The following is a 12,921-nucleotide window of genomic DNA, read 5'->3' as shown; positions in this document are numbered from 1 at the left end:
CGAGCCAGATCAGAACTTGAACTGGACGCCCATCTGATAGGTGCGGCCATATTCTTCATACTGGCTGAGGAAGCGGCCCGGCACACCTTCATAGCGGTTCGACACCTTCAGCTCAGTATCAAGAACATTCTTGATGTCGGCATAGATGCGGATCTGGTCGGTAATCTTGAACTTACCAGAGAGGTCGAGGAATTCCTGGTCATCAACATAGCGGCCAGCGGAAATGCCGTCGACATCGACATCATCAATATTCTCGCCCTTGAAGGAATAGGCCGCACGAAGATCAAGCGGGCCTTTATCGTAGCCAAGGATGAAGTTGGCGATGTGCTCGGACTGGCCCGGCACTTCGATGGTGTCACCGTCCGGCAGTGTCGCTTCGGAGCTGGCGAAGGTGTAGTTCGCACTGACGATCAGACCGTCCAGCATGCCCGGCAGCATGTCGAGCGCCTGCTGGTAGCCGATTTCCGCACCGAAAATGTGAGCATCTTCGAAGTTCGCGAAGGTCTCGATCTCGACATAGTCGAGGCCGTTATAGGTACCCGGTACATCGCTGGAGACCGGCGAGATCAGGTTTTCGAGATCCTTGTAGAAAAGGCCTGCCTGGAAGATCGACGAGTCGGTTGGATAGACCTCGACGAGGAAGTCAAAGTTATCAGCTTCGGTACGCTCAAGATCGGGGTTACCGGCCTCAAGCTCATTATCGTCATTACGCGAACCGGCCGGCACAAACTGGCCGAAATTCGGGCGAATGATCGAAGCATAGTAAGATGCACGCAGAATGATGTCTTCACGGACTTCCCAGCGCATCGCGATAGAAGGAAGGATATCCGTATACTTATCTTCAATGGTGATCGGCGTGAGGGTCTCTGTGTCTTCGTCGAAGACATTGCCCGTCGCTTCAACATCGGTTTTCTCAACACGAACACCACCGGTCAGGCGGAGATTGTCGATGTCGACCTGAACCATGGCGTAACCAGCAAGGACGTCTTCTTCAGCGTCGAAGCTGGAAACGCCAGCTTCTTCGAGAGAGCCAGCTTCATCCAACTCAAGCTGCGAGGGATCGTTGCGGTTGGCGTTGAAGAAATCCTTCAGCAGGCCAGCATCGGCATGCGGACCGAACGTATCGATCGGATAGTCGAAGGATGCTTCGAACATGTCGAGCGTAACGTCGTCATCGCCTTCGTAATCAAAGGCGCTGAAGTCGAGATCGTAGTTCTTGTCACGCATGCGCGACTTGACGCCGAATTTGAAGAAGCCCGGATTGTCATTGAACGTCACATCGCGTTTCACGTTGAACGCAATCGCGAGTTCTTCGTCTTCGGTAAGGCCGTCGGTCAGTTCGATGGCATCAAGCTCATAGCCAGACGCATCGAGATAGTTCGGGCCGACCATGGCAAGACGCGGCTCGCTGAGGCTGGCGACGTTGATCGTCAGCGTTTCTTCAATGTCCTGATCGAAATTGGTTTCGAGGTTGTCTTCTGCTTCTTCGGCATGGGTGAAGGAGAGCGAGCCGTCGAAGGTCCAAAGGTCCATCGAATGCTCAAAACCAGTGACCGCCGACCAGATCTGCTGCTCTTCGTAGCGGTCCTTGACGTCGCGGTCGATTTCCAGATCGTCGCCAAAGAAGCTGACGAGCTGATTTTCGGCATTCGGGGCAGAGAACGAGATGTCGCCATTGTCGATGGCGTCTTCGACCTTCACTTCAACGCGGTGGCGGTATTCCTGGTCGCCAAACTGGTTATAGAGCGTGTGCAGATAAAGCTTGGTGTTCTCGGACGCCATGTAATCGAAGTTGGCGGCCAGTGAGATACGTTCGCGATCGACATCATAGTTACGGAACTCAAGCTCTTCTTCCGGGAACGGAAGCAGACCGTCTTCGACGTTCCAATCGCCATCGACTTCCTTGTTGTCGTTCTCGATCTGGCGGTTCTGATAGGAACCCGACAGGGCGACACCGAAACGGCCATCCATATAATTGTTGGCGTAGGTGCCAGAGACTTTCTCGCCCCACTCTTCGCTCTTGCCCGTGTAGATGACGCCGGCCTTGAGCTTCAGGAGGCTGTCGGCGCGGTCGAGGCCCGAAATGGTCTCGATATTGATCGCACCACCGATTGCGTCGCCATCCATGTCAGCCGACAGCGTTTTGTTGATGACGATGTTCTTCAGAACGTCAGCGTCGACAACGTCGAGCGCGACGCGGCGGTCACCCGATTCCGGCGACGTCAGGCGCACACCGTTGACCGAGGTCGCGTTAAGCTGAGAGTTGATGCCGCGGATCGTGATGAAGCGGCCTTCCCCCTGGTCGTTGGCGATCGAGACGCCAAGACCACGACGGGCAGCTTCAGCAACGTTCTCGTCCGGCAGCTGAGCGATAGCGTCCGCGGACAGGACCGTAACGACGCCGTCGGCGTTGCGCTGCTGGTTGAGGGCAGAGTTGAGCGAGCCGCGCTGACCGGTCACGACGAGGACATCGCCCTCACCGCCCATGGCGATATCGACGGAGCTGGTCGCGTCGGCGCTCGCAAGGCTGACGCTGGCAGCCGTGTCCGGGGCGCCAAGATAGGTGACCGACAGATTGTAGGTGCCGGCCTCAAGGCCCGTCACGCGGAAGGAACCATCACGGCCAGTCACGACTTTCTGGCCGGTCTCCTCGACCGTCACTTCAGCACCGCGAAGCGGCACCGTGCCGTCGGCGTCAGTGACTTTACCCGTGATGTCGCCCGCCATGGCGGAGGAAAGCGCGGCCACGGATGTTGCGGCCATCAGCATTGTGAACTTTTTCATGATCTGCCCCTGAGAGGATGGAAGGAATCTTCAGGAGGGGCCCATGCGCGCCGAAGACGACGGTTACATCACAGCTTCGTGACGGATACGTGACAGCACGGTCGCAACGGCCAGCCGTTGCTGCGCTGCATCACTCATCAAAGAGATTGGCTTGCGGAGCTTTGGGGGAAGCAGATTTTGGTTTCGCTTTCCGGGACGTATCCGGGCCTTTCCCAAGGGTCGCGGCGCGTTCCCCATCGGCAAACCGGATCGCGACACTGTCGCCATCTTTTGCGCCCCCTGCCCGGCGGACGACTTTGCCGCCTTCATCCATGACGAGGGCAAACCCGCGTTCGAGGACACCCATATAAGAGAGGCTGGAGAGAAGCCGGGAACGTTCAGCGAGACGGGTCTGGGCCGCCTCGATTTTCTCAGACCCGAGACGGCGGAGGGTCTTTGTTCTCACGCTCAATTGCTCGCCATTACGCGCAACATGCTGGAGCAGCGCCCGGCGGGGGAGCCTTGCGGCATCGGCGCGAGCATGAGCTTTCTCGACGGTCCGCGCAGGCGCTGCGCCGAGACGGCCAGACAGGGTTTTGAGCTGCTGGGCTCGAAGCTCCGCCCGGTGACGGACGAGCCCGGGCCCGAACCGTCCGGCAAGCTCACTATACCGGCTTTGCGCCGCATTGAGTCGCGATTGTAGTGCCCGGCGCAGACCGAGAGCCGCATTGTCAAAGCGCTGCTCTGATGGTCCAAGCAACGCCTCGGGCCGGCCAAGGCCGCGTTCGGCAGATTTGAAAGCAAGCTGGCGCCGCTCGAATCCACGCGTGACGATCTGGGCCAGACGACTGCCGCGAACGGCGAGATCATTGAGCAGCTCCGTCCGTACAGGGACCGCCATCTCGGCAGCAGCGGTCGGTGTTGGTGCGCGGACATCAGCTGTAAAATCAATCAGGGTAAAGTCAGGCTCGTGCCCGACGGCGGAGATCAGCGGGATCCGGCTCGCCGCTGCTGCGCGGGCGACACCCTCATCGTTGAACCCCCAGAGGTCTTCGAGACTGCCCCCGCCGCGCGCGACGATAATGACATCGGGTCGCGGGATGGGGCCACCTTCGGGCAGCGCATTGAAGCCCTCGATGCCGGCGATAACCCCCGGCGGGCAGGCCTCTCCCTGCACAGCAGTCGGCCAGACAAGCACATGCGCGGGAAATCGGTCGCGCAGGCGGTGAAGGATATCGCGGATCACCGCCCCGGTCGGTGAGGTCACAACCCCGATGACGGACGGCATTTTCGGCAGCGACCGCTTGCGCTCGCTCGCCGTCAGGCCTTCCGCCTCCAGACGTTTCTTGCGTTCCTCGAACAGCGCCATCAGCGCGCCGGCGCCCGCAGGCTCCATCTGATCGATGACAAGCTGATAGCGGCTCTGCCCCGGGAACGTCGTCAGCCGCCCGGTGGCGATGACCTCCATCCCCTGCTCCGGCTTGACCGCAAGGCGCGACCACGAGCCTTTCCAGATGACAGAAGAGAGAACCGCGCGCTCATCCTTCAAGTCGAGATAGCAATGCCCGCTGCCCGCCCGCGTCACCCGGCCCAGCTCACCACGCACGCGGACATAGCCAAAGGCATCCTCCATCGTGCGCTTGATTGCGCCGGACAGTTCGGTGACGGAATATTCAGGGACGTTATCAGCCATACTTCCTCATGCCCCCGTGCGGATCAGTGCTGAGTCCGCCGCATCATCGCTCAAGGCGCGCATGATCTGGCGGCGAATGACCTCCATCCGGCGGGGATCTTCGATCTTGTACCCCGGATAGTCCCGCAGATAGAAGGTATCAACCGCCCGGTGCCCATAGGTCGCAACGAGCGCGTAGGACGTATCGACCCCGATTTCCGACAGATGGCTGACAAGCAGATAGAGGAGCCCGGGGCGGTCGCGCGCCTCAACCTCGACGACCAGCGCGTCATTGGAGGCATCCTTGTCCATCCGTATACTGGGTTCGACCTCGAAGACATGCCGCCGATCCCGCACGGAAGGCGGCGGCAGGCTGATCTTCGGCGGATGACCTTGCGCGATGGCATCAAAATCCTCCGCAATGCCGAGGCTTTCGATATCGGCCGGATCAAAGGGTTCAGGCGGCGTGCCCGCACGCTGGATCTGCATCATGATGACGCCGCGATGCTGCCCCTGATGCACGAAGGCATAGCCGCGCGCACCGAAGACGCTGCCCCCGCGCATGGCGGCGAGCCCTGCGCATTCGGCGAACAGGGTCAGCCGGTCCTCACTGTAAACGATGATGTTGAGAAAGCCCTCTTCATCCGCATAGACCGCACTGCGGCCGGCCTCCTCCGGGCCGGGCTCCGCCATAAGGGCGGCGAGCCGGGTCGCGGCGGGCACATCGGCGGAGGTCCAGAATGCAGGCCCCGCCGCCTCGACCAGCGCGTCAAACGCGGCCATCCGGCCGGAGCCGACCTTGGCCGCCACCTGATCACGTAAGCCCTGGCTTCTGCCATTGAGAAAGAGCGAGACAGCTGTGCTGCCGCCTGTGATCTGTATATTGAGCAACTGGACGAGTAGCCGGACATCGCGATGGCTGTATTCCTCCCACGACCCAACACCGGCCTCATATTGGCGACAGAGGGTGAAGAGCGAGAGGAAGGCCAGCCGGTCAACCGTGCCGATGGTGGTTGCCACCCCTTCGAGCATTTCGGGCGCCGCGACCTCCCGCCTTGTTGCCGTGCGGACCAGCAGGCTGCGATTGAGGATCGCAAAAGCGATCAGTTTCGCGGCTTCCTTATCATCAAGGATGAAGCCGACCCGCTGGGTAATCCGCCTGCGGATCCTCTGTGCCGAGGGCCGGACCATGGCCGCCGGCATCTCCTGAATGAGAAGCGCGAAAGCCAAGGTTGGCCGGAACTCGCGAGCCCGATCAAGAAACACGGTTCCGCTGAACTCACCGTCATCCGCACAGATCCGATCGAGCACCGAGATCGAGCGCAGGACATGGTCATCAAGCGTGAAGCGCCGGAAGAGGCCATGCTCGGCGCGCCCGACAATACCGCCAAAGGCGGGCAGCATCCGGCCCAGAAAGCCTGTCTCCGCCATCTGCCGCAGGACGGGTTCGAGTTTAGGCGAATCCCTCAGAATATCGGTGAACCTGTCCGTGATCTGACGGGTCTGAAGGCCACGGAAAGTGAACCGCCGCGAGGCGCGCGCCACCGCCGTGAAGGCCTCAAAATGGATTGGCAGACCCAGCAGGCCGCAGGCATGGAAAAGCTCAAGGCAGTTGAGCGCATCGGGGGTCGTGATCTCCTTGGCAAACGCCGCCCGCCCCTTCACCGCGACAATCCCCGGATGGCTATCGACGGATTTCCCCTTGGGCAGCTTGCCATCCCCAAGTGCGCGGCGCTCGAGCCGGCGGATGGCAACACCCGTCAGTCGGCTCGTCTCCTGCGCGGCAAGGAAATAATAGCGCATGAAGCGGTCGACCTTGCTGGCATGGTCGTTCTCATAAAAGCCGAGCCGCGTTGCGATATCGCGCTGCAGGGGGAAGTAGAGCTTATCATCGCCGCGCCCTGCCACCTTGTGCAGATGTACACGGACGGACCAGAAGAATTCCTCGAGCTTGCCGATCCGCCTGATCTCGCGCGGCGCAAGAATGGTGCTGAGCGAGAAATTATCCCGCCCTTCAAGATAGCGGCCCAGCCAGAAAAGGGTCTGAAGGTCACGCACCCCGCCTCGGCCCCGTTTGACATCCGGCTCGATCGCATAGGTCGAGTTGTCGGCATCCTCATGCCGCAGGCGCTGTTCTTCGAGTTTCGCCTGAAAATATTCCGGGATCGTCCGCTTCCTGAGTTCCTCATAGGCCGCATGAAACTCTCTCATCAGAGATTCACTGCCGCAGACGGGCCGGGCATCAAGGAACGAGGTGCGGGTATCAAGCTCTTCTTCCGCTGCAGCAATCGCGCTCTGCACCGTATGGATCGCTTGGGCAGGCACGACACCCATGTCCCATAGTGTGTAGATGAAATCAGGCGCTGCGCCTTCCTGCTCGTCATCTGGCGTCAGGATCAGAAGGTCGATATCGGAGAAAGGCGCAAGCCGTCCCTGCCCATAGCCGCCGACCGCCATGACGGCAAAATCGTCACACGCGCCTTCGCACAGGGCACGGATGATCTCATCCATGAGCTTTGCAAGATGGACCGCAACCTCATCACCGGGCACGCCTGCACCTAGCAGCCTGTCCTGTTCGGAGAGCCAGAACGAGCGAAGGGCACCGGCGCGCTCACGGGCAAACTTACCCTTGAGCAGCCCGGCGACGATGGGGGGGTCACCGCCCGCCGTCACGGCCCCTCAACGCTTTCAACTCGTATAGCGCCTCAAGCGCGGCGCGCGGCGTCAATTCATCCGGGTTCAGCCCATCAAGCGCTTCGCCAAGCTTGTCCTCTGGAGGGTCATAAGAAGCTGGCGGCTCGGCCGCAGCAAAAAGCGGCAGGACAGGCGCATCCGTCCGGTTACCGGCTTCAAGCTCTGCGAGCACCTTGGCTGCGCGGTCGGTCACTTCCTTCGGCAGGCCCGCGAGCTTTGCCACGGCGAGACCGTAGGAGCGATCCGCAGGACCGGGGCGCACCTCATGCAGGAAGACGACATCGCCTTTCCACTCACGCACCGCCATCGAGACATTCCGCAGGCGGGGCAGTTTCTCGGTCAGTGAGGTCAGCTCGTGATAATGGGTGGCAAAAAGCCCGCGGCATCTGATCCGGTCATGAAGATGTTCCAGCGCTGCCCAGGCAATCGACATGCCGTCGAAGGTCGAGGTGCCACGCCCGACCTCGTCAAGGATCACCAGACTGTCCGCACTCGCCTGATTGAGGATGGCGGCCGTCTCCAGCATTTCGACCATGAAGGTTGATTGCCCGCGCGCAAGATTATCGGACGCCCCGACGCGGGAGAAAAGCCGGTCGACAACACCGATATGCGCCGCCTTGGCGGGCACGAAACTGCCCGACTGGGCGAGGATCGCGATTACCGCATTCTGCCTGAGGAAGGTCGATTTACCGGCCATGTTCGGGCCAGTTACGATGGATAGTGACGGCGTCTCGCCTTCCGAAAGTTGACAGTCATTAGGAATGAACTCCGCGCCGCTGCCAGCTTTCAATGCCCGCTCGACCACTGGATGGCGGCCACCTTCGATTTCGAAACGCCGACTGCGATCGATCTGGGGACGGACGTAATCTTCCTCTGCCGCAAGGAGTGCAAGGGCGGAGAAAACATCGAGCGATGCCACGGCTTCGGCCAGAGACATTAGCGCATCATGCTCAGCGAGCACTTTCTCACAAAGCTCGTCAAAAAGCCCGAGTTCGAGCGCCAGCGCGCGTTCAGCTGCCGCCGCAATCCGGCTGTCGAGATCAGCTAGTTCATCCGTACCGAACCGCATGGCATTCGCCATGGTCTGACGGTGCCGGAAGAGGCTGGCCTCCGGCCCGTCGGTCAGCGCCTTTGCGTTGGCCTGCGTCACTTCGATGAAATAGCCGAGCACTTTGGAATGCCGGATTTTCAGTGATTTGACGCCTGTGAGGGTACGATAGCGTTCCTCTAGCTCCGTCATGACACGGCGCGAATTCTGACGGAGGACGCGCGTCTCATCGAGGACGTCGTCATAGCCTTCGGCGATGAACCCGCCATCGCGCGCCAGATAGGGCAGCTCTTCTTTTAAGGCCCGGCCAAGCTCACTTGCGAGCACAGCCACCGGCCCTTCACTGGCCGGCGCAAGAGCCGCAAGTGATCGGGACAGAATAGCGGGCCGCTCAAACGGACCTTCCGTCTCCTGAAGATAACGATAGAGGGCTGCCGCGCCGGTGATCGCGCGCGTGACGAGCGCCAGATCCCGCGGCCCCGTCCGGCCAATTGACAGACGCGAGAGCGCCCGTGTCAGGTCCGGGCTTTCAGCCAGCACCTCGCGCATATCCCCGCGCAGGCGCGAGGCTTCATGAAAATAAGCCACCGCATCGAGCCGCTCATTGATGGCCGCAGGCTCCTGCAGCGGCGCGCCCAGCATCTGGGCCAGCATCCTGCCGCCCGCAGCCGTCCGTGTCCGGTCGATCGCATGAAGGAGTGAGCCCTTGCGGTCCCCTTCTGCAGTCTGGGTCAGCTCAAGGCTGCGCCGCGTCGCCGCATCAATTGCCATCTGCCCTGACGCCTCGCGCCGCCGAGGCGGCCGAAGCGGCGGCAGCCTGCCACATTGGGTCAGCTCAAGATAGCCAACCAGTGCGCCAAGCGCGGCAAGATCCGCGCGCGCGAATGTCCCAAAGCCTTCCAGCGTATCGACACCATAGGTCCGGCAAAGCTGCATCTCACCGCTGCGGCTATCGAATTGATGCGCAGGCAGGGAGGTGAGTGGGAAGTCCGCCTCCTGAAGAATATCCTCAATCGCGGATGGCACAGGATCGGCATGGAGGAGCTCCGCCGGTGACAACGCTGCGACCGCATCGCGGATCGCCGTGGGTGCCAGCGACTGGACCTCGATCTCGCCTGTCGAGAGGTCTGCAGCAGCAAGCGCTGCACCCTCCCCCAGCACCGCGACACTGACAAGGTAGTTCGCCGACCGGGGGCTGAGCAATTCCTCCTCGGTGATTGTCCCGGGCGTGACGACCCGGACGATATCGCGGGCGACGACGGATTTTGCGCCCCGCTTCTTTGCTTCTGCCGGGTCCTCGGTCTGGTCGCAGATCGCGACCGAGAAACCTTTGCGTATAAGTCTCGCCAAATATGTTTCGGCTGCGTGGAAAGGCACCCCGCACATCGGGATGTCCTCACCCTCCTTCTTGCCGCGCCGGGTCAGGGTGATGTCGAGCGCCTCTGCCGCGACCACGGCATCATCAAAGAACAGCTCGTAGAAATCGCCCATGCGGTAGAACAGCAGTGCGCCCTCCGCGCGCTGCTTGATCGCGTGGTACTGCGCCATCATCGGCGTCATCTTCGCAGCTTTCGCATCCGGAAAATCGGCTGACCCGTCCATGACGTCTCCTTTCCGGCATGAGGCTATCGGGAGTCCCCCCAAGGCAAGTGCGAAAGCGTCATCTTGCGGGGGATAAATATCCACAAAGATAGGGCGAATATATGCTAAGCTAATGGGGAGAGAGGGGCCTTCGCAAGGGAATTCATCTTGCCAAGCCAGATGACAAAACGCGCTGTACATACCGTCGAAGCGGGATCGATCGATCTGGGCGGCCGGTCTTTGCCGGTGACCGTGCGCGTTGATCGCCGCGCCAAACGGCTGATCATGCGGGTCGACCCCTCGGGCCGCGTGCGCATTACCTGTCCTCACAAAAGAGATATCGGCGCCGCGCTAGCCATGGCGGAGAACCGCCGGGACTGGATCGGCTCCCGCCTTGACGAAATGCCGCCACCCCTGCCTTTTATGCCGGGGGTTCGCATTCCGGTATTGGGCAGGGATCGGCTGATTATCCATTGCCCCAAGCAGGTGACCCCAAAGCTTGAAGACAATACACTCGTCATCGGTGGGCCAGCAGGCAAGGATCCCACAGCTTCTATCATCCGGCTTCTCAAACGTGAGGTTCAGGCCGTCTGCCGCAGCCGCGCCGAGATGAAAGCCACGATGATCGGTGTCGAAATTGGCCGGGTACGCGTGCGCGACATGAAATCGCGCTGGGGCTCCTGCTCCTCAAAAGGCGATCTGACCTTCAACTGGCGGCTCGCCCATGCACCGACCGCCGTTCTGAATTATGTCGTTGCCCATGAGGTCGCGCATCGGCGGCATATGGATCACTCTTCCGCATTCTGGAATCTGGTAGATCTCATGTGCCCGGAATATCGGGACCATGAATGCTGGCTTCGGGACGAAGGACGCATCCTGTTCCGTTATGGCGCGGAGCCGGTCGAGACAGCCTCATTCGAAATAGCCTGAAGCGTCTGGCCCCGCCTCACCTGAAATAATATCCTCGATATTGGCTGGCGGCGGCCCTTGCCGCTCACGTGGCGCACGTACACCGAGGATCGCTGCAAGATGGGAGAGGAGCTTGTCCGAGCGCGGCTCCGGTGCGTAAGGCGTCGGCTCGCGCGCCGGAACACCGTCAAGTGATGCTGTCATCACCGATGACCACCATTCAGCCGGTGCATGACTACCCGACATCGCCCGGTGACCGGAGCCCATCGGGCGGTCATCGTCCCGGCCCAGCCAGACCACTCCAACCAGCCCCGAGGCATATCCGGCAAACCAGGCATCCCTGCTCGACTGGCTAGTCCCGGTCTTACCCGCCGCGTAATGGCCGGCAATTTTTGCGCGACGGCCCGACCCGTTCGTCACCACTTCGCGCATCATGTGATCAAACGGCACCAATACGTCCGGAGAGACGGCCAGCCGCGGCGCGCGCTCTATCTCATGATGATAAAGTTCGGTGCCGTCTGCTGCGCTGATCCTTGTAATGATGAAAGGCTCTGCAACTACCCCTCCACCCGACAGCGGCAGGTAAGCGGTTGCCAGCTCCAGCGGGGTCACTTCAACAGTACCAAGGGCAAGGGACGGACCCGGATCATCAATCTTCAGGCCAAGGCGGTTGGCAATCTCCACCACATTCTCGCGGCCCACCTCTTCCTGCAGGCGAATCGCGGCGGCATTCAGCGAACGTGCCATCGCCTCGGATAGCGGCACCATCCCGGCATAGGTATCCTTGTAATTTTTCGGCGCCCAGTCCCCGATCTCGATCCTCTTGTCATTGATCATGTCTTCGGGGCGGAAGCCTTCTTCGAGCGCAGTCAGATAGATGAAGGGCTTGAAGGCAGAACCCGGCTGGCGCTTGGCCTGGACGGCGCGGTTGAAACTGCTCTGGCGGTAATCATTGCCGCCGATCAGGACATGGATAGCGCCATTCTCATCAAGCACAATAGCGGCGGCCTGCACTTCCGGGGTATAAAGATCATCCTTGGCGGCAATCACTTCACGCGCGGTCGCAGAGGAACGAGTTGCGGGCAGATCGATGGTCGTCTCGATTAAGAGATCTTGTTCGACCCCGCCCAAGATGCGGGCAGCTTCTGCAAGGGCGTAATCGGCAGCATAAGCCGCAGCATGGTCGGTCTCGGCAATATCGGCGAGCCGGGTGAAAGAGACAGCTTTTGCTTCGGCATGGGTGATGACACCGGCGTCGACCATCGCAGCAAGGACAACTTTTGCCCGCGAGATCGCTTTGTTTTCATCCGCTGTCGGCGCAAAGCGAGAGGGCGCTTTGAGGAGGCCCGCCAACACCGCTGCCTCACCAACGCTCAGCTCTTCGGGGCGCTTGTCGAAATAGCGGCGCGAGGCGGCCTCGAGCCCGTAGGCGCCATTCCCGAAATAGACGGCGTTGAGGTAGAAGGAGAGGATCTCGTCCTTTGAATACATCGCCTCAATCTTCAGAGCCAGGAGCATTTCCTGCACTTTGCGGTGGAGGCTCTGCTCTGGCGTGAGGAGGAGGTTCTTAACAAGCTGCTGGGTGATAGTCGAACCACCCTGCTCAACATCGCCTGCCTTCACGTTGACCATCAGGGCTCGGATAATCGCGACCGGGTTGACCCCGACATGGTGATAGAAATTGCGGTCCTCTGTTGCGAGGAAAGCGCCGACGACATGGGGCGGGAGGTCGGCCGCATCGATCGGCTGGCCCCGATCCTGGCCGCGAATACCGATGACTTCACCATTCGCCGCGTGGATCTCGACCCGCGGCTCCTTCCGCGCCGAAGCAAGATCCCCAACTGGCGGAAGCCCTCGGCCATAGATCAGGAGCGTCACAAGCCCCGCAGCAAGAAGAAAGAAGGCCGCCGTCGTTGCCCGCAGGAAAAACCTGCCGGTCTGGCGGAATAACGGAAAGCCTGCGCTACCTGCCTTCTTCCGGGCAGCCGTCCGGCGGCGCGCAGGAGAAGAGGTCTTTCGGCGAGCTGACGAAGACGCAGTCGTTTTTTTCGCGCGTGATTTGGTGCTCAATTTCGGGCTTTTTTTACGCGCGGCAGGCGTCCGCCGTCGCGCGGGCTGGCGGCGGCGCGTTGAGCTGGTTTTTCGTGATGACGTGCCGCCCTTGCGGCCGCTGCCGTTGGCCATGAGGCGGATTAGAATGCGGGAGGCTTAAGACCGGCTTAACCAAATCCGGCGGGCAGGCACTTTTCGCGGC

The 12,921-nt window shown here is 60.9% G+C and carries 6 protein-coding genes; 1 reads left to right on the top strand and 5 read right to left on the bottom strand.

All coding sequences use genetic code 11. The features are described 5' to 3' along the window. Nucleotides 1–9: 9 nt before the first annotated feature. From DX908_RS11360 to mutS, 4 genes are all read right to left on the bottom strand, one after another. Nucleotides 10–2,784 carry a TonB-dependent receptor gene (locus DX908_RS11360; protein WP_116392446.1) on the bottom strand — a complete coding sequence of 925 codons (2,775 nt, stop codon included), beginning with the start codon at nt 2,782–2,784 and terminating at the stop codon, nt 10–12. Nucleotides 2,785–2,914: 130 nt separating this feature from the next. After that, the gene (gene xseA, locus DX908_RS11355; protein ID WP_116392445.1) at nt 2,915–4,456 is read right to left on the bottom strand and encodes an exodeoxyribonuclease VII large subunit; all 1,542 of its coding nucleotides are present in this window, start codon (nt 4,454–4,456) and stop codon (nt 2,915–2,917) included. 6 nt (nt 4,457–4,462) lie between these two features. Beyond that, the gene (locus tag DX908_RS11350; RefSeq protein WP_116392444.1) at nt 4,463–7,108 is read right to left on the bottom strand and encodes a [protein-PII] uridylyltransferase family protein; all 2,646 of its coding nucleotides are present in this window, start codon (nt 7,106–7,108) and stop codon (nt 4,463–4,465) included. Continuing rightward, entirely contained in the window at nt 7,092–9,779 is a 2,688-nt protein-coding gene (gene mutS / locus DX908_RS11345; RefSeq protein WP_233508681.1) for a DNA mismatch repair protein MutS, read from the bottom strand. Before mutS ends, DX908_RS11350 begins: the two co-directional genes overlap by 17 nt. Before the next feature lie 159 nt (nt 9,780–9,938). Between mutS and DX908_RS11340 the strand changes: the two genes are divergently transcribed. Continuing rightward, nucleotides 9,939–10,688: a M48 family metallopeptidase gene (locus DX908_RS11340; RefSeq protein WP_116392443.1), complete on the top strand. Its 750-nt coding sequence runs from the start codon at nt 9,939–9,941 to the stop codon at nt 10,686–10,688. Here the strand turns inward: DX908_RS11340 and DX908_RS11335 are convergent. Next, nucleotides 10,671–12,851, bottom strand: a complete 2,181-nt coding sequence (locus tag DX908_RS11335) for a transglycosylase domain-containing protein (protein WP_116392442.1) — start codon at nt 12,849–12,851, stop codon at nt 10,671–10,673. The two genes, DX908_RS11340 and DX908_RS11335, sit on opposite strands and share 18 nt — an antisense overlap. Nucleotides 12,852–12,921 lie beyond the last annotated feature (70 nt).

The organism is Parvularcula marina (assembly GCF_003399445.1).
Classification (GTDB): Bacteria; Pseudomonadota; Alphaproteobacteria; order Caulobacterales; family Parvularculaceae; genus Parvularcula; species Parvularcula marina.
Note: the sequence above shows the minus strand (reverse complement) of the source record. Positions and strands in the feature narration are given on the sequence as shown.

What these genes read in the sequence shown, in the direction of transcription:
- DX908_RS11335 (WP_116392442.1), bottom strand. Translation starts at nt 12,851, where the DNA reads ATGGCCAACGGCAGCGGCCGCAAGGGCGGCACGTCATCACGAAAAACC.
- xseA (WP_116392445.1), bottom strand. Translation starts at nt 4,456, where the DNA reads ATGGCTGATAACGTCCCTGAATATTCCGTCACCGAACTGTCCGGCGCA.
- DX908_RS11360 (WP_116392446.1), bottom strand. Translation starts at nt 2,784, where the DNA reads ATGAAAAAGTTCACAATGCTGATGGCCGCAACATCCGTGGCCGCGCTT.
- mutS (WP_233508681.1), bottom strand. Translation starts at nt 9,779, where the DNA reads ATGGACGGGTCAGCCGATTTTCCGGATGCGAAAGCTGCGAAGATGACG.
- DX908_RS11340 (WP_116392443.1), top strand. Translation starts at nt 9,939, where the DNA reads ATGACAAAACGCGCTGTACATACCGTCGAAGCGGGATCGATCGATCTG.